Origin of the sequence: Phenylobacterium montanum, assembly GCF_018135625.1 — a bacterium.
GTDB classification, from domain to species: domain Bacteria; phylum Pseudomonadota; class Alphaproteobacteria; order Caulobacterales; family Caulobacteraceae; genus Poindextera; species Poindextera montana.
This window is the reverse complement of record NZ_CP073078.1, coordinates 1,142,890-1,166,166: the sequence shown is the minus strand read 5'-3', so window position 1 is coordinate 1,166,166 and position 23,277 is coordinate 1,142,890. Positions and strand designations below refer to the sequence as shown.

Annotated in this window: 14 protein-coding genes; 4 read left to right on the top strand and 10 right to left on the bottom strand. The window is 65.7% G+C overall.

Going from position 1 to position 23,277, the window contains the following annotated elements; all coding sequences use genetic code 11:
- Window positions 1–239: 239 nt before the first annotated feature.
- Together KCG34_RS05275 and KCG34_RS05270 are read left to right on the top strand one after the other, a co-directional pair.
- Entirely contained in the window at window positions 240–767 is a 528-nt protein-coding gene (locus tag KCG34_RS05275; RefSeq protein ID WP_211939344.1) for a cupin domain-containing protein, read from the top strand.
- Window positions 768–908: 141 nt separating this feature from the next.
- Window positions 909–1,802 carry a class I SAM-dependent methyltransferase gene (locus tag KCG34_RS05270; protein ID WP_211939343.1) on the top strand — a complete coding sequence of 298 codons (894 nt, stop codon included), beginning with the start codon at window positions 909–911 and terminating at the stop codon, window positions 1,800–1,802.
- A 111-nt stretch (window positions 1,803–1,913) separates the two neighbouring features.
- On the opposite strand, the gene KCG34_RS05265 is transcribed toward KCG34_RS05270, so the two are convergent.
- The 3 genes from KCG34_RS05265 to KCG34_RS05255 all read right to left on the bottom strand — a co-directional run bounded on the left by KCG34_RS05265 (window position 1,914) and on the right by KCG34_RS05255 (window position 5,927).
- Window positions 1,914–2,882, bottom strand: coding sequence for a sterol desaturase family protein (locus KCG34_RS05265; RefSeq protein WP_211939342.1), 969 nt, complete (start codon window positions 2,880–2,882; stop codon window positions 1,914–1,916).
- Window positions 2,883–3,387: 505 nt separating this feature from the next.
- On the bottom strand, window positions 3,388–5,262 hold the full coding sequence (locus KCG34_RS05260; protein ID WP_211939341.1) for a sensor histidine kinase: 1,875 nt from the start codon (window positions 5,260–5,262) through the stop codon (window positions 3,388–3,390).
- On the bottom strand, window positions 5,259–5,927 hold the full coding sequence (locus tag KCG34_RS05255) for a response regulator transcription factor (protein ID WP_249138228.1): 669 nt from the start codon (window positions 5,925–5,927) through the stop codon (window positions 5,259–5,261). The genes KCG34_RS05260 and KCG34_RS05255 overlap by 4 nt, the downstream gene beginning before the upstream one ends.
- Before the next feature lie 459 nt (window positions 5,928–6,386).
- On the opposite strand from KCG34_RS05255, the gene KCG34_RS05250 reads away from it, so the two are divergent.
- Complete coding sequence (locus KCG34_RS05250) at window positions 6,387–9,353, top strand: TonB-dependent receptor domain-containing protein (protein WP_211939339.1); 2,967 nt, start codon at window positions 6,387–6,389, stop codon at window positions 9,351–9,353.
- A gap of 115 nt (window positions 9,354–9,468) precedes the next feature.
- Window positions 9,469–10,764 carry an MFS transporter gene (locus KCG34_RS05245; RefSeq protein ID WP_211939338.1) on the top strand — a complete coding sequence of 432 codons (1,296 nt, stop codon included), beginning with the start codon at window positions 9,469–9,471 and terminating at the stop codon, window positions 10,762–10,764.
- Window positions 10,765–10,779: 15 nt separating this feature from the next.
- Here the strand turns inward: KCG34_RS05245 and KCG34_RS05240 are convergent, their stop codons facing one another.
- From KCG34_RS05240 to KCG34_RS05210, 7 genes are all read right to left on the bottom strand, one after another.
- A complete protein-coding gene (locus tag KCG34_RS05240; RefSeq protein ID WP_211939337.1) occupies window positions 10,780–11,460 on the bottom strand; it encodes a hypothetical protein in 681 nt (226 codons plus the stop codon).
- Between the two features lie 183 nt (window positions 11,461–11,643).
- Window positions 11,644–12,198 (bottom strand): cytochrome b, encoded by a 555-nt coding sequence (locus KCG34_RS05235; RefSeq protein ID WP_211939336.1) that lies wholly within the window; start codon window positions 12,196–12,198, stop codon window positions 11,644–11,646.
- A gap of 100 nt (window positions 12,199–12,298) precedes the next feature.
- Window positions 12,299–15,469 (bottom strand): VPS10 domain-containing protein, encoded by a 3,171-nt coding sequence (locus tag KCG34_RS05230; RefSeq protein WP_211939335.1) that lies wholly within the window; start codon window positions 15,467–15,469, stop codon window positions 12,299–12,301.
- 67 nt (window positions 15,470–15,536) lie between these two features.
- Complete coding sequence (locus tag KCG34_RS05225; protein WP_211939334.1) at window positions 15,537–17,627, bottom strand: TonB-dependent receptor; 2,091 nt, start codon at window positions 17,625–17,627, stop codon at window positions 15,537–15,539.
- A gap of 31 nt (window positions 17,628–17,658) precedes the next feature.
- The gene (locus tag KCG34_RS05220; protein ID WP_211939333.1) at window positions 17,659–20,748 is read right to left on the bottom strand and encodes a hypothetical protein; all 3,090 of its coding nucleotides are present in this window, start codon (window positions 20,746–20,748) and stop codon (window positions 17,659–17,661) included.
- Between the two features lie 233 nt (window positions 20,749–20,981).
- Entirely contained in the window at window positions 20,982–21,773 is a 792-nt protein-coding gene (locus KCG34_RS05215; protein ID WP_211939332.1) for a DUF2306 domain-containing protein, read from the bottom strand.
- A 149-nt stretch (window positions 21,774–21,922) separates the two neighbouring features.
- Window positions 21,923–23,206 (bottom strand): NAD(P)/FAD-dependent oxidoreductase, encoded by a 1,284-nt coding sequence (locus KCG34_RS05210; RefSeq protein ID WP_211939331.1) that lies wholly within the window; start codon window positions 23,204–23,206, stop codon window positions 21,923–21,925.
- Between the last annotated feature and the right edge of the window lie 71 nt (window positions 23,207–23,277).

Sequence of the window (23,277 nt, the reverse complement as noted above, 5' to 3'; positions counted from 1 at the left end):
TGAGCTTCCCGGATCTCTTGGAGCGGTGGCCTGCAAACCGCCAGCTGGAACAAGCCGCGCCATGGCTTTCGCTGGGGCCGTCGTTGGCGAGCTGAACCGACGACCGGAACTGGCCCGGATCTTGCTGGCTCGTCCATGTCCGCGCCTACAACCGGCGCTAGTGCCCCAAAAGGAGCTGAACTGTGTCACTTGCGGCGGAATCGACGGATACAATGGCAGATGTTATGCCGTTTACATCGATGAAGAATTTCGACCGATCGGCCGGAGAGGCCCGCCATATCGAGGGATTGGGCCGTGATGTCGGGGGGCGATCCAGCACTGGCCGCGGCCTGCTGGTCGTCGGTCACGCCGACGCGGGTCTGACAGCTTCGCCGATTCCGGTCGATTGGGTGCTGGAAGGCGATCCCGTCGCCACGCGGCTGATTCATTCGACCAGCAAAGACGGAACGGCGACCACGGTCGTCTGGGAATGCACGCCAGGGGCGTTCAACTGGTTCTACGGCGTCGATGAAACCATTCACATTGTCAGCGGAAGCGCGACGCTCACGGAGCCCAACGGGGCGACGCACTACATCAGCCCCGGTTCCATCGTCTATTTCCCGGCCGGAAGTCAGGCCCGTTGGGAAGTGCATGACACCGTGCGCAAGGTCGCGATTTTCCGTCGCCCGATGCCGCGCGCAGCTGGGCTGGTGATGAGGACGGTCGACGCCATTCGTCGCGCACTTTCCGGAAAAGGCCGCCGTCTCGGGATCAGTCTCGAAGCCTGACCCGACCGCGCAAACCCTTTGCGGGGCAAGGGAACTCATCTATCGTCTCGAATGAAGAGCATCGACCATACGGCCGGTTGATCCTGGGCGCGTGTTGTTTTGCTACTGGGGGTCGGCTCGCAAAGCCCTGCGGAGTTTAGCGTGGATCGGATCAGCTATATCGCTGACGAGCCGGCGGTCAGCGCCTATCGGCTGACCTACGGTCTTGGCGAAGATATTACGCAAGACCATGTTCAGAAGCATCTGGACCTTGAAGGCGCTCTCACCGAGGAGCTTCTCGGCTCTGAGCCGGAACAGCGCTGGGCGGTCTTTGAGCGCGCCTATACGCGGCTCTATGCCGAGCTGCCCTGGCTCAACGAGGGCGTCTTTACGCCACCGGACTTTGCCCCCTGGCTGAAGATACTGAAGCCGAACTCGAAGGTTTTCGAGGTCGGCAGCGGCCGGGCGATGCTGCTGCGGTTTCTGGTGCGCCACGGCTATGACTGCACCGCCACCGAGATCACTCGGGAGCGGGGCGAGAAACATATCGCCGATGTCGACGGCATACGCTGGCATCGGACCGACGGGGTCAATCTCGACAACTTCGAGCCGGCCGCCGCCTACGATGTGGTGGTCTCGACTCAGGTTCTCGAACATCTGCACCCTGACGACCTGCCGGCGCACTTTGCGGCCGCGCGCAGGATCTTGAAGCCAGGTGGGCGCTACATCTTCGACACGCCGCACATTGGCACCGGCCCCCACGATCTTTCGAAAGTGATCAAGGCGGAGCGCCCGGTGTTCATGCATTTGCGGGAGTATGATTACGAGGAAATGCAAAGCCTCTTGCGCGCTGCAGGGTATCGCAAGCTGCAGGCCGTCGTGGTCAAAAAGGGTGTTGTAGTGCTGAGCGCCTGGATGTTTTGGTTCTATGTCCTGATCGACAGGATCATCAAGCGACTGAAACTTTCGCCGGCGCGTGAGCGTGCGCTTCGCAACTCGGCGCTGTTCATGAAGATCGGACCCCCGAGCAACATCTGGATTGCGGCGCACGCTTAGATCGCGACGAGTTCGAATCGATCCGATCCGAACTCATAAAGCATCATTGGTTCCGAAATTTTGGAGCGGAATGCTGGCGGAAAGCCGCTTCGCGCCGCTCCTCATCCCGCTTCAGGGGAAAGCCGATTTCGATGCGATCGGCCCAACCGGTCGTTCCCCGCGGAGCATGCGCGCCTGCCGCGCGAGCGGCCGAAAATAGCAGGCGACCAGGGTCCGGTACGCCAGATGTTCATCTCCCGTCAGCCCCGGCGTCACCTCATCGGAACCGAGCGACCGGTAGGAGCCGAACAGGCTATCCCAGAGGGAGAGGCATTCGCCGAAATTCTTGTTCCAATGGTGCGTCTCAGAGCTGTGGTGCACCTGGTGCAGGCTCGGGCTGTAGAAGACCCGATCCAGCGGCCCGAAGTGTAGCCGCACCTGCGAATGTTGCAGGGGCACCAGCACCAGCGCCTGGGCGACCTTGTACGCGGTCGGAATGATGATCAGCATATCCCCATCACCGAACGCGTAGTGACGGCGAAGGAGGCCGAGCGCCACCCCCATGGCCAAGCCTTCACCCACCGCAAAAATCTGGTCTTCGATTGGGTGGGTCCGCAAGGTGGTCAATGGCGTCAGGTAGGTCGACGCATGATGGACCTTGTGCAATTCCCAAAGGAACGGCGCCTCGTGATGCAGGCGATGGATCGCGTAGTGCGCGAGGTCGCGGGGCAGGAACGCCAGCATGTAGGCGAGCACGAGAGCGACGAGGTCTGGCCTCACGGTCGCCTCACCGCCGGGCCAGGTGGCCAGCACGTGCGAAAGCCATACCGCCAGCACGACATTGGTGATCAGCAGCAGGTGGTTGCTGAGCCGATTGACCACGTAAAAGAACAGGTCGATCCGGGTGGAATGGGTCAGCAGCTTGTCCCAGGGGAACAGGAACCGGCCCAGGCCAGACAGCGAAATCCGCTCGCCGACTTGACGAGCATTGAGGGCGTACTGCGCCAGGCACCCGATCAGATAGACCAGCAGACCCGTTCCGGCGATGAAGCCGTGGAACGGATTCGCTTGGTTGAACCAACTGATCGCTCCCTCGATCATGCCCTCGGAGCATCTCCAATTCGCGGGGCCTGAGGCCGCCGCACTCGCCGCTGCGCTGGCCGCAGCCATGGACTCGAATTTTCAGTTGTACGGCGGCCAGCGTTCAGTGCAAACAAGTTTCAACGTTAGGGAGAACCTTGTCGATCTAATTAACCAAAACCATCCGATAGGTCGTGAATTGAATTATTCAGCAAGTTGTTTAACCGACTGTGACCCGGATCGAAGCGCTGTGACGGTGATCAGGAAATATCTCTAAGCGTACCGTTGGTCGCTTTGACCGCCATTGTTCAGTTGACAGGTCTTCAACGTTTCGGAGGGGCAGGAGTTGTTCCGCGTGCCTCCTAGCTAGGAGGCCTATCACCTCGCGAGACGAGTTGAAACGCGGAAACGGGGTTGGTCAGTTCGTCTATAGCGACCCGTTATGGGGCGTCGCGCAATGATGCGGCTTTGCCCGGACAAGGCCGCGCGAGATATTCGCCCGGCCTGAGAGCGACCCGCCCGCCGATTACGATGCCCGCGGCAGGGCGATGCGGACGCGAAGGCCGTTTCCGCCCTGGCCGGGGCCGGCTTGAATTTCGGCCTTCAGCTTGGCGGCGACGGCCTGGACGATCGCTAGGCCCAGTCCGCTGCCAGGCCGGCCTGAATCCCGCTTCAGCCGGTAGAACCGCAGGAAGACACTGCCGAGTTCCGAGTTCGGGATCCCAGGGCCGTCGTCCTCGACCTCGACGATCGTCTGGCCATCCCCATGGGTCAGTCTGACAATCACTGATCCGCCGGGATTGTTGTAGGTGATGGCGTTGTCGACGAGGTTCTTTAGGATTTCTGCCAGCAAGGTCGTGTTCAGGTGAGCCGGGCGAGGCGACGACGCCCCCTCGAAATGGATGCTGACAGCGGCCTTGGCGGCCTGGGGCGTGTGGTGATCGATGACGCTTTCGATCACATCGCGCAGATCGACGGTCTCGACCTCAGCGCTTGCCGGCTCGCCGGCGTCTGCCCGGGCCAACACAAGCAACTGCATCAGGAGATTCTGCAGCCGCTCGACCGCCTCTTCGATATCCTTCAGGGACGCGAAGGCGTCGATATCGCGTGGGAGGCGCTTCGAGAGCACCGCGATATGGACGCGCAGAATCGAGAGCGGCGTGCGCATCTGGTGCGAAGCGTTGGCGGTGAACTGACTCATCGCCTGTTGCAGTCGGCGCGCCTCCAACTCACTCAGCCGCAGGTTTTCCAGCGCCCTGGCCAGGCTGTCGAGTTCGTCGGGACCGCCAGCGGCCTCGACGGGATCGTCCAGTTCCCGACGGCTTAGGCGCGCGATGGTTTCGGTCAGGGCTCGCATCGGGCGGGTCAGGCGTCGACGGACGTTGATCACGGCATAGCCGCCGAAGGCGACCACCAGCACGAGACCGAAGAGCGAGAGCAGCATGTTCCGCAGGGCCGCAGCGCGCAGGTCGTCGGCATAGCGGTAGGCTTCGGCCTGCGCCTGCTGGCCGATAGCGAGGATCGAGCCGAAGGGGCTGTCGCAGAGCGTGGTCCAGTCGCCGCCAGCGATCGCGGGCCTGTTGTTCCCGTCCAGGCTGGCGACCACCGAATCCACATTGGCCTGGGCCTGTCCGGTCGCCCGCTGCGCCAATGCGACGTCCTGGCGGAGTTCGCTGGAAAGTCCCGGGCGCATGAGAATTTCGCCCAGCGCGCCCCAGTCTGCGGCGTAGATGGCGCGATGCCCGACCAAGCTTTCGCGCAACCGGGCGTCGGGTCGCAACCCACTGTTCACGCTGGCGCGCAAGGCGGAGCACTGAAAGCCGTAGTTGTCGCGAATGGACCAGGAAATTCGCCGGATCTGAACCAGTTCGGCCACTCTGGGATCGTCGATCCGGACTGTGTTGTTGACCGCCACAGACGCCGCGTCGAGGGCGTCGATCGACTGGTGGACCGCCGCCCGCCATCCGTCGACCGCGGAAAGGTCGCGCTCGACCCTGGGACGGGCCGCCTGCAGCAACAGGGCCGATCGCGCCTGGGCTTCCTCCTGGCGCGCCTTGCGGATCAGCGCGGCATACCGGCCGCCGTCCGTCAGGTTCAGCGTCTGCAGCGCCGCGAGGGCTTCGGCGACTTCCTTGCCTGCTTTTCGGCCCGCCTGATCCATTGTTGCGCGCGGATCGTCCTGCGTGATCAGCGCGGTCGCGTCCTGGGGGATTTGCGCCCGGACGGCGACGATGGCGTCGATCAAAGTACGGTCGGTGTTGGTGTAGCGGGCGATGGCCAGGGCCTGGGCGTGAACGTTCCAGGCCTGGACCGCCAAAATCGTCGTAGCGACGAACAGGCCTGAAAGCAGGACGCCGATCAGGAAGGTCAGGTAGTTGGTGACCGAAGAGCGAAAGATCACGTCAGTTCGATCATGTATCCAAGGCCGCGCACGGTCTTGATCGACGGCCCGTCGGGCTCGAGCTTCTTGCGCAGCCGCGCGATGTGCACCTCCAGCGCGTTCGGCGTGACCTCGCCGTCGAACCCGTAGATCATGGACAGCAGCCGCTCCTTGGGCAGGACGCCGCCCGCGCTGCCGATCAGGCCCTCCAGCACCGCCCATTCCTTGCGGCGCAGGTCCAGGATTCGTCCTCCGACCGTGGCGATGGCCTTGGACCGGTCGATGGTCAGGTTGCCGAACACCAGGACCGGCGTGGGGTCTCCGTGGTTGCGCCGGAGCAAGGCCCTGACTCTGGCTTCCAGTTCGCCGGCGTCGAACGGCTTGAGCAGGTAGTCGTCGGCGCCAAGGTCGAGCCCCTTGATCTTGTCCGAAACGCCGTCGCGCGCGGTCAGCACCAGGATGGGGATCGTGCAGCGCCGGGCGCGAAGCGCCTTCAAGACCTCGAACCCCGATATGCCGGGCAAGCCGATATCCAGGATGATCAGTCCATAGGGCTCGTCGGCGGCGTAGGCGAGGGCGGTTTCGCCGTCGCTCGCACAGTCCAGAGTGTGCCCGCCCGCCTTGAGCAGCGCCGCCACGCCCCGGGACAGGGCGGCATCGTCCTCGACCAGCAGAATCCTGGACACCATCGCTCCCTTGGTTTCACTGCCGCTCCCTTGGGCCTTGAACCAGCCGGTCGGCGCAGCGTCGGCGCGCACCTAGCCAACGCTAATGCCCCTGCGCCGTCAATTGGCGAGCCGGGATCAGGCAGAACGCCGCCCGCGGCAAGTCGGCGTCTGGCCGTACAAAGAGAAAATTTCTGGCGCGCCACATCGTGACAGGTTGGTGAAAGCTTGCCTGTGCAGAGTGCACTCGCGGTGCTGGCGGGCTGGTTGTCGAGCGGCTGCTACAGGCGCCGCGTCAAGCGGTTCCAAGCCCAGAAAGTCGCCGCGAGCTCGGGGGAGGGGCAAGGCGAATACAATCGAGCGCCCAAAGGCGCACACGAAGGCAATCTATTCGCGCCGATGAGAAACTGAACGGCGCCAAATTCTGGATACGAATGTTTCTACACGCGCAATAGACGCGGGAAACGATGGGGAGGCATCATGAAATCGTCCTTTCTTCTGGGCGGCGCGTCGCTGTTGGCGCTCGCAGCCGGCGCTTCAGCGCACGCCCAAACGGCTCAGCCTGGAGCCGCGGCCAATTCGGCGCCGCAAGCCGTCAGTGAAATCGTGGTCACCGGCTCGCGCATCAGCCGGACCGATCTGAAGGCCGAAAGCCCGGTCTCGACCTTGAGCAGCGCGACGATCGCGTCAGCCGGCCAGCCCTCGCTCGACCGCGTCGTTGGGCAAATGCCTCAGTTCGAGGCGGCGCAGGGCGCAGCGGAGGTGGGCGACGTCCAGGGCAGCATCGGCTTCGGTGGCGGCGCCTCGTACAGCGACCTGCGCGGCATCGGGCGTAACCGCTCGCTGGTCTTGGTGGATGGTCGCCGGCTGATGCCGTCGACGCCAGACGGCGCTATCGACCTCAACACCATCCCGATGGCGATGATCGACAATGTGGAGGTCATCACCGGCGGCGCATCCACGGCCTATGGTTCGGACGCGGTGGCTGGCGTGGCCAACTTCAAGCTTCGCCAGAATTTCTCAGGCGTGCAGCTCAGCGTGCAGCACGGCGCCTCGACCCAGGGCGATGGCGCTACCAATCAATTCTCGGCCCTGATCGGCGGCAAGTTCGACGACGACAAGGGCAAGGCCATGGTCGACTTCGAGTATTCCGATCGTGACGCCGTGGCCGGCTCAGCCAGGTCGTTCTTCACCCAGCCCTCCGTCCGCTTCCTCGGGCGTCCGCCCCAGGGGATAATCTTCGCCGGGGGCTGGGGCTCTGGCGCGACGGCGCCCAGTATCGCCGCGGTGAACGCGGTCCTGGCCGGCTATTCCGGCACGACGCCGATCCCGGGTTCGGGCGCCTATAACGGGGCCATCGGCGTCAATACCGACCAGTCCCTCTACACCAGCGCCCTCCATGGCGTGTGCGCCCAGAACTACAAGGGCGTGGGCTCTGAAAAGGGCGCCACCGTCAATCCGAACTGCACCACGGCCGGGGTTGTGCTGGGTAACTACTTCGCCGTCCAGGTGCCGCTGACCAAATATAACCTGTTCACCAAGGCTGAATACGAATTCAATCCGCACATCACCGGATACATTCAGTTCAACTACTCGGATTCGACTGCGCTCGATCAGACCAGCCCCGGTAGCTCTAAAACCAATGCCGCGGCCTCCCAGGTGCTGAAGATCCCGGTCAGCAATCCCTACGTCCAGTCCAACGCCGCGCTGATGTCGCTGCTGAATTCAGCCTATGGCGGCGCACCGCCGGCAGGGTCGTCGTTCTACTACTCCAAGCTGCTCTATGGCTGGGGCGACCGGGTCCAGGACTTCCACTACTCGGTCTGGCAGGCCCTGGGCGGCCTGAAGGGCGATATTCCCGGCACCCCGTTCACCTGGGACTTCTACACGTCCTACGGCCGAAGCGACTATACTGGCCAGGCGCACGGCGATATCAGCATCGCCGGGATCAACAACATTCTGGCCAACGAAGGCGTCAATGGCTGCAACTGGAACCCGTTCGGCGTCCAGACCGTCAGCACGGCCTGCCGGAACTACGCCGGGCGGACCGACAACACCACCGACGCGCTAACCTCCAAGGACGTCGAGTTCTCGATCCAGGGGCCGGTGTTCCACCTGCCCGCCGGCGCGGTGAAGGTCGCCCTGGGCGCCGACTACCGCCAGTCGCAATACAGCTATCAGCCGGACTCGCTGTTCGTGACGGGAGATTCACTGGCGTACGGCAGCGACACTCCTTCGCATGGCGAGCAGGACGCCAAGGAGTTGTTCCTCGAGGCGCTGGTCCCCGTGTTGAGCGAGCAGCCCTTCGCCAAGGACGTGTCGGTGGACGTGGCCTACCGCTACTCCAAGTACAACAGCTTCTCCGGCCAGAGCACCTGGAAGGCCGACGGCAGTTGGACCGTGGTCAACGGCTTCCGCCTGCGCGGCGGCTACTCGGTCGCCATTCGCGCGCCCAGCCTGGCCGACCTCTATGTCGGCCAATCGGTGAGCAACGAGAACGTCACCAGCGATCCCTGCGACGCCCAGAGCAGCTATCGCACCGGCGCGAATGCGGCCAAGATCCAGTCCCTGTGCGCGGCGCAAGCAGCCGCGGCCGGCGCGTCGAGCTATACCTATAACGGCGGGGTGGTTTCGATCCCGATCCAGTCGGGCGGCAACAGCCTGCTGCAGCCGGAGACCGCCGACACCTGGTCCCTGGGTGCTGTGTGGCAACCCATCCATGGGCTGAACATCTCGGTCGACTACTACAACATCGATATTTCGGGCGCGATCGCCAGCCTCTCGCCGAACCAGATCCTGACGGACTGCTATGGCACGGCCGCCAATCCGTCCTTGTCCGCAAGCAACGCGTTCTGCCAGCGGATCCAGCGCGACTCCAGCACCGGCACCATCGCGCTGCTGACTTCGGGCACGTTCAACTTCAACACCATCAAGCTGGACGGGGTCGATACTCAGGTCGACTACACATTCGAGCTGGGCGATCTGGGACTGCCCGAGGGCTCCGGACGGGTCACGGTCGGCACGATCGTCTCGTACCTGAACCATTTCACCGTCACCCCGTCCGACGGCACCGGCGCGGTCGAATACTCCGGCAAGGTGACCGACGGGCTGGTGACCTCGGACGGCGAAAATCTCTACAGCCACCCGCACTGGAAGGCGAACAGCTCGATCACCTACAACAAGGGGCCGTTCACCGGCTCGCTGCGCTGGCGCTACATCGGCGGTATGGACAATCTCGACCTGCCGGGTTCGAGGGTCTCGGCGGTGAACTACTTCGACATCGACGCTCACTACGCCGTCAAGAAGGATTGGGTGCTGAGTGCAGGGATCAACAACCTGGCCGACCAGGGCCCGCCCTTCATCAGCACGCTGGAGCTCAGGACCGACGCCGCCACCTATGACGTGATCGGACGGACCTGGTATGTCGCGGCCAAGGTGAAATTCTGACACGTGGCAGGGCGCCCGCCGGAACTTCGGCGGGCGCCCTTGCTGACGGCGATGTGAAACGCGAACGCCTTGTTGTTCGACCTGCCCTGTTGGTGTGAATTCCTTGCGAGATGAAATGAAGTCCGCCTCGAGAGCCGGGTCGATCTATTCAGTTATCATGGTCGTCAGTGGTAACTTTATAGAAATGTTCGATTTCTTCCTATTCGGACTCTATGCTTATCACATCGCCGCTACCTTCTTTCCAGCCAAGGACGAACTGGCGTCCCTGCTGAGCGCCTTTGTGGCGTTTGGAGCGGGTTTCCTCATGCGCCCTCTCGGGGCGATCGTGCTGGGCGCCTATGTCGACGCCGTGGGCCGTCGCAAGGGCCTGGTGGTCACCTTGGGCCTCATGGCCTCTGGGACACTGCTGATCGCGCTGGTGCCCGGCTATGCCCAGATCGGGCTGCTGGCTCCGGTTCTGGTCGTCATTGGCAGGCTTCTGCAAGGGTTTTCGGCGGGCGTCGAACTGGGCGGAGTCTCGGTCTATCTGTCGGAAATCGCGGCTCCAGGCCGCAAGGGCTTCATGGTCTCATGGCAGTCCGCCAGCCAGCAGGTGGCTATCATCGCCGCCGCGGGCCTCGGTTTCGCGCTGAACCGGGTGTTGTCCAGTCACGACATAGCCGCCTGGGGATGGCGCATCCCGTTCGCCCTGGGCTGCGGATTGATCCCGTTTCTGCTCGTGATCAGGAGTTCACTGCAGGAGACCCCCGAGTTCCTCGCGCGCGCGCGCCATCCGACCTTCATGGAGGCGGTGGCTTCGATCAGGGAGAACTGGAGGCTCGTCCTCGGCGGAGCCATGCTGGTCGCGATGACGACGGTGTCATTCTACCTGATCACCGTCTATACGCCGACCTACGGCAAGTCCGTGCTCAAGCTCGGCGAGATGGACAGCCTGATTGTCACGGTCTGCGTCGGCCTTTCCAATTTCCTGTGGCTGCCGGTGATCGGCGCTCTCAGCGACGCGATTGGGCGACGTCCCATATTGCTTTTCTATTCCTGCCTTGCGGTGGTGACGCCCTATCCGGCGCTGACCGTGCTGGCGCATGCCCCGAGTTTCTCCAAGATGCTGGTCGTCGAGCTGTGGCTGTCCTTCGTCTATGCGGGCTACAACGGCGCCCTGGTGGTCGCCCTGACCGAGATCATGCCCAAGGACTTCAGGACCACCGGCTTTTCACTGGCCTATAGTCTGGCCACCGCGATCTTCGGCGGCTTCACCGCGGCGGTGTCGACCTGGCTGATCCAGGCGACGCACGACAAGGCGGCTCCGGGATTGTGGATGTCGTCGGCGGCCGTCTGCGCGGTGGTCGCGGTGCTCATGCTGAGCAAGACCTTCAAGGCCGCGCAAGCCAGCGCAGAGCCGCGGCCGGCCTGACGGGACGAGGCGGGTTCAATCGTCGATCGGAACGCTGACGATGAACTTGAAGATCCACTGGTCGGGCTCGCCGGAGTAGCCACGTCCGATTCCGAGGTTCAGGTCCCACTTGCCGAGGCTGGTGTCGGCGGTGAGGAATGTGCTGTGGCCCTGGCCGGCGGGGGATAGGACGGTCTTGAGGGCGTGGAAGTCCCCGACGCCGTTATAGCTCTCGACCCCCAGGGCGAGATTGTTCGAGACCTTGTAGCTGGCCTTGGTGGCAAGCTGCAGGCTGGGCGCCTCCGAATGAGGTCCGCTCACAACCCAGTCGAGATTGGCGTTGACCGCCAGGTCCCATGGGCCGTGCCGCCACCCCGCGATACCCTTCAGTTCCGCGTTCCACGGATTGACGTCCAGCGAAGGCCGCACGGCTCCGATCTCGAAGTTCGCGCCCCAGTACCAATCCTGATTTGCCGGCCGCGGCGCGATGTATTTGATCCGCGCCTTTACGCCATCCATGCGGAACTGCCGGTCGGCGATGGTTCCCAGCGGCAAGTACAGACCCAGTTCGACATTGGGCGTCAAGCCGTAGGAAAACTCCGGCGTGACGCGGTAGCGATAGTCGGGCTGCTGCTCCTGAGGATATTGGACCGGCGAGGCCTGGCCCCAGACGTAGTTGTTGTGGATGTCCAGGCCGAACTGGCCAGGCTTGTCCATATCATCTTCATAGACTTGGATTTCTTCAGGCGCTGCGAATGCGCGCGCAGACGGCGCAGCAATCCCGAGCATCGCCGCGAGGGCCAGAAGGCAATGCTGTGTTGGAACCCGCCCGGCGAGGTCGGCGGTGCGGTCAAGCCTCACCAAAGGAGGACTCCTGCAGAAAGGGCGGCAGTTCCAGCGTCACGGCTGGCGGGCGTCTTGCCCAAGCGCCATGCGCCTCAAGACCCCGTCCTTGCTGACGTAGTGGTGGAACAGGGCGGCCAGCGCATGGAGCAGGGCCAGGATCATGATCAGATCCGCGCCCAGCCCATGCAGATCGCCAAGGCGCTCGGCCCATTCGTGCTCAGAAGACGGCGACATGCCGCCCAGCTTTGGCAAATGGATCAGCCCAAAAAAGCTGTCGCCGCGCAGCAGCTCGGTGGTGACGCCGCCGGCGACGACGGCGACGACAGCAGCGTAGAGAAATCCATGCATCGCTTGCGCCGTGACGCGCCAGATTCCCTGGTTCGCCGGAGGCAGGCGCCGGCCTGACCGGAGCCGCCACCAGATACGAACGGCCATGGAGAACAGGATCGCAGCGCCGATCACCAGGTGCATCGAACGGGCGTCGACGCGCGGAGCGCCCTTTGCGAACCAGTCGATCGTCTGACCGCTCGCCCATTGGCAGACAATCAGAACCGCGACCAACCAGTGCAGCGCAATCGTGGTCGCGTCATAGCGTTCGGATTCGTTCATGGGAGCACACTGCCGCGCTATTCTGACACTAACCTGACTTTTCCGGCGCAGCCTCGAATTCGATCAGTTTAGCTGAGGGCGCCGCCATTCGAGGCTTGGCTCATTCGCCGGCCTGCGTGTTGGCGGCCGCTTCGAGCTTGGCGTTGAATCTGGTCAGGTCGTTCGCCTGCAGGGCCTGCCATTTGGCCAGCACTGCGTCCAACTGGGCGTGCAGGGACTGGTACATCGCCCTGTGCTGAGCGGTGGGCGCGGTGTCGGCGTCCTCCAGGGCAAGGGCGAAGGAGGCGAACTGCTCGTTCAACATGCCGGGGAAAGCGAGATTGGCTTCCGAACCCTTCATGTTGACCTGCATCAGCGCCTGCTCGATCGGATCGAGCGCGCTATTCAGCCGGTCAGCCTCGGCGATCAGGGCCGGCGCCGACTTCTTGCCGGCCATGGCTTGCTTGGCCCCAGCCAGGTCGGTTCTCGTCTTGCGCACCGCGTTGACCGCCTTGTGCAGCCGGTCGATGTCGGCCTCGGTCGCGACCGCCAGATCGGTCTTGGCCCGGATCGCAGCGTCAGCGTCGTGCAGCCGCGGGTCGGCGACCACGGTCAGGGGGGCGGTCAGGGTCTGGCCGCCGACGCTGAGCTTGACCTGATAGCGGCCCGGGGGAACCAGCGGGCCGCGCGGGGTCGGCCCGGAATAGAAGGCGCCGGGGATCTGGGCCGGATCGCTCATCCGAAGATCCCAGACCAGGCGGTTCATGCCCGCCTTGGCCGGTATGCGGTCGTCGGGCACGATCTGGTCGGGCCACTCCGGCGGCTGCACCTCCTTGTCGCTCTTGGCGCTCGACAGGTGCCGCACGACAGCGCCGTCCGCGCCCAGGATGTCGATGGTCAACTCGCCCTGGGGTTCCGCCTTCAGCACATAGTCGATCAGCGCCCCGGCCGGAGGATTGTCGCCGACGGGCCGGCGGGAATCGACCTGATCGGGGTAGTGCAGTCGAAGCGCGGTCTGCGGCGCATACAGCACCGCGGCCTGCCGGTCGGTGTCCGGCCCGATCTGGCGCAGTGGGTTGAGGTCGTCGAGCACCCAGAACGAACGGCCATGGGTGGCGGCCACAAGGTCGTCGCCCTTGATGGCGAGGTCGTGGACCGGGGTCGCCGGCAGATTCTGCTGCAGGCTTTGCCAAAGGCCGCCGTTGTCGAACGAGACGAACACGCCCTTTTCGGTTGCAGCGTAGAGCAGGCCCCGGCGCACCGGATCCTCGCGCACCGCATGGACCACGGCGCCGTCCGGCAGGCCGGCGGTGATCGCCGTCCAGGTCTTGCCGCCGTCCGCGGTCCGGTAGGCATAGGGCTTGATGTCGTCCAGCTTGTGCCGGTCGACCGCCAGATAGGCGACGCCGGAGTCGTGCGGCGAAGGCTCGACCATGCTGATCGTGCTCCAGGCCGGCAGGTCCTTGGGGGTCACGTCGCTCCAGTGTGCGCCGCCATCAGAGGTGACGTGCACCAGGCCGTCGTCCGATCCCGCCCAGAGCAGGCCCTGCTTCACCGACGATTCCGCCAGGGCGAAGATGGTGTCGTAATATTCGACGCTGGTGATGTCCTTGGTCAGCGGGCCGCCCGAGGCGATCTGCTTGGTCTTGTCGTTGCGGGTCAGGTCGCCGCTGACGATCGTCCAGCTGTTTCCGCGATCGGTCGACTTCCACACCACTTCCGAGGCTGCATAGAGCACGTCCGGATTGTGCGGCGACAGCAGGAGCGGCGAGGTCCAGTTGAACCGGTGCAGCAGCTCCGACGCCGGGTGGCCGGAATTGTCCACCGGCCAGGGGCTGATGTCCTGGTCCTGCTCCTTGGCCTTGTCGTAGCGGGCGAACTGGTTCTCGGCGTCGCTGTAGATGATCTTGGGGTCGCGCGGATCGCCGACCACAAAGCCGCTCTCTCCGCCGCCGGCCGCGAACCAGTCGCGCTCGGTGATCACGCCCTCGTCGTCATAGCTGGCGATGGCGACGTTGGAGTTGTCCTGCTGGGCGCCGTAGATCCAGTAGGGCCAGCCGGGGCTAACCGAGACGTGGTAGTACTGGCCCGTGGGCTGGTTGTCCTGGGTCGACCAGGTCAGGCCGCCATCGAGCGAGATGCTGGCCCCGCCGTCGTTGCAGTTGATCAGCCGGCGCGGGTCGGCCGGATCGATCCAAAGGCCGTGGTGGTCGCCGTGGGTGGCCGACACCAGGCCGAAGCTTTTGCCGCCGTCGGTCGACTTCAGCATGCCGGTGTTGAGGGCGTAGACCGTGTCGACCGACTTCGGGTCGGCGTAGATCTTTGAGAAGTACCAGGCGCGCTGGCGGATGCGGCCGTCTTCGCTGATCCGCTTCCAACTGGTTCCGGCGTCGTCCGAGCGATAGAGTCCGCCGTCCTTGGCCTCGATCATCGCATAGATGCGGTGCGGGTCCGCCGCCGAGACCGAGACGTCGATCCGGCCCAGCATCCCTTCCGGCAGGCCGTGCCCCTTGAGCTCGGTCCAGGTTGCGCCGCCGTCGGCCGAGCGATAGAGGCCGCTGCCGGGCCCGCCGCTGGAGAAGTTCCAGGGTTGGCGCTGGGCCTGCCACATGGCCGCATAGACGATCTTGGGGTTGCTGGGGTCGAAGGTGACGTCGATGGCGCCGGTGTGCTCGTCCTTGTAGAGCGTCTTGGTCCAGGTCTTGCCGCCGTCGGTGCTGCGGAACACGCCGCGCTCGCTGTTGGGCCCGAAGGCGTGGCCCATGGCCGCCACCAGCACGATGTCGGGATTGGTCGGATCGACGATCACCGCCCCGATCTGGCGGCTGTCCGTTAGGCCGATATGGCTCCAGGTCTTGCCCCCGTCCGCCGACTTGTAGACCCCGTCGCCATAGGTGATGTCGCCGCGCAGCGCCGCCTCGCCCGAGCCGACATAGATCACCTCGGGATTGGACGGGGCCACGGCGATGGCGCCGATCGAGGACATGGGCTGGCTGTCGAAGATAGGCTTCCAGCTGTTGCCGGCGTCGGTGGTCTTCCAGACCCCGCCTGCGGCGGCGCCGAAATAGAAGGTGTCGGGGGCGCCCGGAACGCCGGTCACCGCCAGGGCCCGCCCGCCGCGATAGGGGCCGATCCCGCGCCATTGCAGGGCCTTGAACAGCGCTTGGTCGACCGGAGCGCCGTGCGCCGGCGCCGGATCGGCGGCGAAGGCTGGAGCAGCGACGATCAGCGCGAGCGCCGCGAGGCCGGGCATGGCGAGGCGCGAGCAGGAACACATGAGGTGAGCGGTCATAGAAATTCCTCCATCGCGGCTTCGCCGTCTGGCTCGACCATAGCGGCGTTCGAAGCGCCGTCCACCCCTAGAGCTTGTAGCTCAGGCGAAGCCACACCGTCCGCGCCGGTAGGAGATAGAAGGACCCGCTGCCGAATTCGCTGGCCGTCACCGGCGGCCGCTGGTTGGTCAGATTCGTGCCCTCGACCTGCACCAGATAGCGGCCGAAGCGATAGCCGACGCTGCCCGCCAGGGTCGCGTAGCCGCCGACTGGCGCTGTGTTCTCCTCGTCCAGGTAGCGGCGACCGACATAGTTGGCGACCAGGGTCGCGTTAAGTCCGTGGCGCGGCGTGTAGAGGACGCCGGCGGAAGCCAGAACCTGCGGCGACAGCGGCAACCGCCGTCCGGCGACATCGACGGTGAGGCCCGTGTCGTCGTCGACAAACAGGTATCGGGTGTAGCGGGCGTCGTGCCAGGCGAAATTGCCGGCAAGAGCCAGATCGGGCGTAACCTGATAGCGCAACTCGAACTCGGCGCCTTTCAGCCGCTCGCCGCCGGCGTTGACCAGGGCGCCGGAACTGGTGGCGACCACCAGGTTGTGGAAGTTCAGCAGGAACAGTTCGGCCTGATAGCTGAGCCGCCCGCCGGCGAGCGCGCCCTTCAAGCCCACCTCGTAGCTCTGGGCCGTCTCTGGGCGCAGCACGTCCGGCGTATAGTCCGGGCCGAAGTCGAGCGCCGAGGGTTTGAAGGCGTCGCGGAAATCGGCATAGGCCACGGCTTCGTCCTTGCCCTGGCTCCACAGCCGGTAGCTGGCGCCGAGGGTTTCGGAGATCCGCGCCTCGGTGCGGCTGGAGGATGCGGCCGCAAGCTGGGGCGGGGGCAGGACCAGGTCGCTGGAGGCCTTGGCCTCGCGAGTTTCGTTGATCCTGATGCCTGCGGTCACGTCCCAACGCGCGTCCGGCTTCCAGTCCACTTGCGCGTACTGACCGGCGAACAGGCGGCGATCGTTGACCGCCCCGATCTCGTTGACCACCAGCTGCGAGGTCGGCGGCGGCGTCACCGCCCCGCTGAGCGGCACGTTATAGGCGCTGTTGCCGTTCAGGGTGGTCTGCCAGCCATGCCCGTAGAGAAGGTCGGCGCCGATCACCAGGGTCGTGTCCCCGCCGAAGGCATGGGTCAGGTGGGTGTCGGCGTAATCGTCGTCGATGTGGCGGCGCTGGCTTTGAGTGTCGGCGTCGCCGCTGAGGTCAGGATGCAGGAAGGCGCGGATGTCGGTGATGTCCGAGTGCGCAAGCGAGACCAGGCTGTCCCAGGTTCCCCACGCCGTTGGCTGCGAATAGCCGACCGCCAGATGATACTGGTTCTGGTCGATGCGGGCGTCGGCCGGATTGAAGTTGGCGTTGACCGGGGTCAGCGTCGTCAGCCTCTGGCCCTCGCGGATCACCGGGCTCGTCGGGGTGTCGCGAACGAAGGTGATGTCGCCGTCGAAGGTCAGCTTGCCGCCGCCGACATCCAGGGCTGCGCGATACAACGCATGGCCATTGGCGGCGGCTTCGCGCTTGTCGGCGGAGCCGAGGCTCTGGCCGTCCACAGCGAGCGACTGGCGCAGGTTTCCCAACTGGGGCAACGCCATGGAGGCGGACCCTCGCGCAGAGCTGTAGCTTCCGTAGGCGATGTCGACCTGGTTCGCCGCTTCGCCGGCTGGATAATGCAGCGCCTGCACTACGCCGACGAAGGAGGTCGCGCCGTACATGACCGGGGCTGCGCCCTTGAGCACCTCGACGTGCGAGACGTCGTTGAAGTCGAGGGTGGTGATCATGGGGTTGAAGGCGCCGCCCCAGGGCACGCCGTCGACGACCAGCAGGAAGGCGTCGAACTCGTGCAGGCCCCAGAAGGACGGTACGGCGCTGGACGGGCCTGCATCCCCGCCGGGCGGCGCTTCGACACCCGGAGTCAGGCTCAGGACCTCGGCCATGTTCGAGGGCTTTCGCGCGTTCAACTCGTCGGCGGTGATCACCGAGATGTCGGCGGGAACCTGATCGGCGGGCTCCGGCGTGCGGGTCGCCGTGACGACCACGGTGTCGATCGGGGCCGACGCGGCGAGCGCAGGCGCCGCCTGCAGCCCGGCTCCAGCCAATACGGCGCCCGAAGCCGCCGCCAACCAAACAGAACGCATCATGCTACTCGACTCACTATGACCATCGGCCGGCTCAGGCCGCCGGCGATAGCGACGCCTTCAAGGCGGACCACCGGGCCAGCGCCGCTTCGAGGGCCTGGCTGGTCTTGGCGAAGCCGGCCAGATCGTCGGGTGTCGGGGCGCCGTCAGCCCCGTCCACGGCCGTGGCCAGCTTGTCGAGCTGTTCGGCGATGTCTGCAAGGCCGTCGACGGACGGGCTGGCGCGGCCGACCATCTTGCGCGGACTGTCGGTCGGAATGTCGGCTAGGGCGTCCAATTGGGCCGCCTTGGCCAGGAGGCCAGCTTGGTGGGTCGCATCGGCGGCCTGGATCTGAACCTTCAGCGCGGCCTGCTGCTTGGCCGCCTCGGTCAAGGCGGCGTGGATGCGCAGGCGCGACTGTTCGATCTGGCGGGCGAGGGCGAATTCGGCCTGGAGATCGGCGGGCGTCGCCTTGACGCGTGGATCGGGCAGGATTTCCAGAGGCTGGCGCCAGCTTTTGCCGTCCACCGTCAGCTCTACAGTGTAGCGTCCCGGCGGCGCCCAGACGCCTTCGTCCTCGTCGCCAAGGCCGTCGGGCTTGGCGTAGTGCAAGTCCCAGACGAAGCGGTGCTGGCCGGGGGTGGCCGATGGCGAGCCGGGGCGAACCACCCACTCCGGCGCCGCATCGATCTTGGCCAGGTCCGGCGCCGGGGCCGGGTCTGTGCTGGCGAACCGCGCCACAGGCGTCCCCTGGGCGTCGAGGATGGCGACGGTCACATGGGCCGGCGAGGCTCCGGCGGCCACCACATAGTCGATATAGGCGCCGTCGGGCGGGTTCTGGGCGATCGGCTCGTCCTTGGGCATGGGCGTGCCGACGAACGGCGGCTCGTGCAGGCGGATCGCCGGCGCCGGAGTGAACAGGCGCGCGCCGGCGGAGGCGTCCGCAGCCAGGGCGCGCAGGGGGGCGATGTCGTCCATGACGTAGAAGCCGCGTCCGTGGGTGGCGATCACCAGGTCCGCATCGTGCAGGGTGATGTCGCGCACCGAGGTCCGCGGCAGGCCGCTCTGCAGGGGCTGCCAGTGATCGCCGTCGTCGAACGAGACGAAGGCGCCGCGCTCGGTCCCGGCATAGAGCAGGCCCTTCTGCGCCGGGTCTTCGCGCACCACATTGACAGCGTTCAGCACGCCGCCCTCGGCGAGGCCTGCGGTGATCGGAGTCCAGGTCTTGCCGCCGTCGCGGGTGCGATAAATATAGGGCGCGAAATCGTCCAGCCGGTGGCGGTCGACGGCGATATAGGCGACCTCCGGGTCGAAATGCGACGGCTCGACAGTCCCGACCTTTGACCAGGCGCCGAGCGCCTTGGGGGTGACATTGTCCCAGGTCTTGCCGCCATCGCGGGTGCGCCAGACCAGACCGTCGTCGGTGCCCGCCCAGATCAGCCCATCCTTCACAGGCGAAGGACCGATGTCGTAGACCACGCCCCGACGCGGCCCGCGCACCGAGGTGTCGGCGATGGTTGCGGCGTCGAGGGTCGTGGGGACCTGCGGATTTGGGCGGGTCAGATCCGGGCTGATCGGCTTCCAGGACTGGCCGCCGTCGGTGGTGGCGAAGACGCGCTGGTTGCCGAAATAGAGGGTGTGGTCGCGCTTGCCGAAGGTCAGCGGCAGGGTCCAGGTCCCCCGATAGTTGTCCGGGAAGGCCAGGGTCGGGTCGACGCTGCGGGTCTGGCCGGAGCGCAGGTCCAGCTTGTCCACCCGGCCGCCATAGACGGTGTCCGGATCGTCCGGGTCGGGCGCGATTTCGTCGCTTTCGCCGCCGGCGGTGACCTCGTGGAACTCGGTCATGTTGATGCCGTCGACCTGGCTGTCGGTGCGGCTGGGCACGCCAGCGGCGCCAGAGTCCTGCTGGGCGCCATAGACCCGGTAGGGGAAGCGATTGTCGGTGGCCACATGGTAGAACTGGCCGGTCGGCTGGTTGAACCACGAACTCCAGGTCGCCCCGCCATTCATGGTCACCAGCGCGCCCTGGTCGACGCCCAGGATCCGCCGGTCGGTGTTGTTGGGGTCGATCCACAGGACATGGAAGTCGTCGCCGGTGGGGTCGCCCTTGACCGGGGTGAAATGGGCGCCGCCATCGTCCGAGCGTAGCACGATGGTGTCGCACACCCAGACCCGGTCGGCGTTCTTCGGATCGACCGTAATGCCGCCGAAATACCAGCCGCGGTTCCAGATGCGCTTGTCGTCGCTGACCTTGGCCCAGGTGGCGCCCGCGTCGTCGGAGCGGAACAGGCCGCCCTCTTCGGCGTCGACCAGGGCGAACAGGCGGTCCGGCTTGGCGGGCGTGACGGCGATGCCGATGCGGCCGGGCGAGGCGGGCAGGCCTTGGCCGCCGATCGCGGTCCAGGTCTTGCCGCCATCGACGGACTTGTAGAGGCCGCCGCCGGGGCCGCTGGAGGGCGGATAGACGTTCCATGGCGGCCGGCGGGTTTGCCACAGGGCGGCGTAGACCACGTCCGGATGGCCTGGCTGGAAGGCCAGGTCGATGGCGCCGGTGTCGGCGTCCTTGAACAGGGTCTTGGCCCAGGTCTTGCCGCCATCGGTCGAGCGGAACACGCCCCGCTCGGCGTTGGGGCCGTAGGGATGGCCGAGCGCCGCCACCAGCAGTGCATCGGGATCACGCGGATCGACCAGGATCTTGCCGATGGCCTGGGTGTCGGAAAGGCCGATGGCGGCCCAGCTGGCGCCGCCGTCGACAGACTTGAACATGCCGACGCCCTGGGCGATGTCCGAGCGCATGTCCGCTTCGCCGGTGCCGACATAGATCACGCCGGGCGCGGACGGGGCCACGGCGATGGCGCCGATGGAGCCGACCGGGGCCGAATCGAATATCGGCGCCCAGGTGCGGCCGGCGTCGTCCGTTCGCCAGACACCGCCGTTCACCGCCCCGAAGTAGAAGCGCTGGGGTTTGTCCGGCGCGCCGTCGACCGCCAAGACTCGCCCGCCTCGAAACGGCCCGATCGAGCGCCAGTGCAGGTCCTGGAACAGGGGCGGGTCAACGCCCGCGGCATGGGCGGCGCAAAGCCCGCCCGAGGCGATCGCGGCGAGCGCTGCCGCGGCCATGATCTTGGTTGTGCGTCTGGTCATGGTCGCTCCGGAATCGGGACGGGAGCTTGGCCGCGCGGGGCGAGGCGCGTCAATCGGGCAGCTGCGCCTTGACTCTCCATTTCGACTGCAGCGCCATCCGCAGCCAACATCTCCTGGGCTTGTCAGTCGCCGCTATCAGGCGCCCTGGGCCTGTGGCGGCGCCGGGCGGTCATGTGCTTGACCTGCATGCGGCAGTGGATGCTGACGACCCGCGTCAAGCAGCAAATTCGAGATCACCGAGGCGCTGGCTTTGCGCCCGGCGGGTGGCCAAACGCCAATGGCGCGACGGCGGCGCCCGTCGAGCCCGCGGCGACAGCGTTGTAGAGGGCCGTTGCCGCCGGGCTGTAGGTGATGGCCTCCGTCCCGATCAGGACACCGAAGGTGACGGCGAGGCCGAGGAGCCAGGCTGGGTGCGCCTTGCCGCCGCGCCGAATGTCCAAGACTATGCCGGCCAGAGGGAAGATCAGGCAGGCGGCGAAGGCCGCCTCCCAAGCCCACGGCGCGAGCAACGGGGAGGGCAAGAGCCGTCCGAACGCCGGCCCCATCATCATGGACATGGCGCAAAAATGCAGGCGCCGGTGCCAGTCGGTCCGCCGGCGCATTGCGATCGCCGCATAGGTCAGGCCGGCGAAGGCGAACAGGGTGAGCGGGTCGAAGACCAGGAACTGCGCCGGGCGGAAGAAGAACGGCACACGGGCCGCACGGATGTCGAAGATCGTGACCGCGCAGCCGAGCACAAGCATCAGCCCGACCCAGCAGGCGGCAAGCCAGCCCAGGCGGCGGTGCAGGGCGAAATTGCCTTTCGCCACCAGGATATTCTGGGTCAGGTAGATCGTCACCCAACCCATGAAGGTGATCGCGTGGGCATGGATCAGCAGTGGGGCGCCGAAGCTCGATCGCCCCGCCGCAAGATTGAAGGTGAAGCCGGCTGCGACGGTCACGGCCATGATGATGGCGCCGCGCACGAAAAAGCCCCGGTCGTCGCGGCCGGAGAAGGACGGTAACGGTTCAGCGATAGCGGTCATGGCGATCCCCCCGGAAAGCAATGTTTGAGGCGATACTGCCAGCCAATCCGCTTCTGGGCCAGCTAAGTTCGGCGGACCGGGTTGTCTGAACCGAGCGGCGAGGTCTTCGAGATCGCAGTTTGAGTCCTCGACGCTCTGAGCAATATGACCTAAAGGCGCTCCGCAACGAGGTGGGCCAGGCTGGCCCCCGCCTCATAGTAGGCTTCCTGCACCGTTCGAAAGCGGGCCCTCGCGAGGTTCGAAAGTGGAAGAGCCAGATCGGCGACGGCGGTCTCGCCCAGGGCAAGCCTTGCGAGTTCCCGGCCGAAGCTGGTTCCCGGCGCTATGCCCCGACCGTTGTAGCCGCCGACCGCGAACACGCCGTCGTCCGGCCTGTGCAGGCGGGGTATGGCGTCCGGCGTCATGCCGATCTGTCCATACCAGGCGTAGTCGAAGCTGATGTCGCGAAGCTCCGGAAAGATCCTGGCGAGGGCGCGCCGGCTCCAATGCCGATGGATCGCGCTGCCCGCCCCGCGAAGCGCGCCGACGCTTCCGAAGACGAGCCGCCCTGCAGCATCGAGACGAAACGAGGAGAGCAGGGTGGGCGTGTCCCAGCATCCTTCGCCGCCCGGCAGGATCTGTCGCCTCAGCGCCTGGCTCAGCGGCGCCGTCGCGAGGTTGAAATAGGGAAGCCGCACCAATTCCCTTTGCAGATCGGCAAACGGGCCCTCCGAATAGGCGTTGGTCGCCAGCAGCACGACCGGCGCCGAGACGCTGCCCAGGGCCGTGGTCAACTTCCAGGCTCCGCACTCTGCGGTGCGAGACAAAACCGGCGTATATGCATGGAGGCGTGCGCCAGCGCGGATTGCTGCGGCGGCGAGGCCGCGCGCATAGGCCAATGGCTGGATCGTGCCGGCTCGCCGGTCGAGCAGGGAGCCCGCATAGTCGCCGCCGCCGATGCGTTCGCGGGTCTGGCTTGCATTCAGCAATTGCACAGGCGCTCCCCGGCGGCGCCATTGCTGTTCGCGGGCCTGCAGCTCCTTCAGCCCCGCAGCCCCGACCGCACAGTGGAGGGTCCCGCTGCGCCTGGCTTCACATGAAATGTCGTGCCAGGCGATCAGGTCGAAGACCAATTCAGGCGCATTCCCCAACTGTTCTATGAGCCGTTCGCCGAACGGCTCCGGCAAGGCCGCCAGAACCTCGTCGGGCGGAAGCCACAGGCCTGCATTGACCAGTCCCACATTGCGTCCCGAACCGCCTGCGCCGATCTGCTGCGCTTCGAGGACGACCACGGACGCCTTGCGCTCTGCGAGGTGGAGAGCAGCCGAGAGGCCCGTGTAGCCGGCCCCGACGATGACGAAGTCGGCTGTCCTGTGGTCGTCAAGCGGCCGAGTTGGTGGAGCCGGCGGCGCCGAGGCGGACCAGAGACCGTGCGTGTCGCCGGCTAGCGCCATGCTCTGCTTCAACATCTTCTCTGGTCTGCCGGCTGGTCACAGGCTCTTCGCTTTTCAAACCATCGTATGGT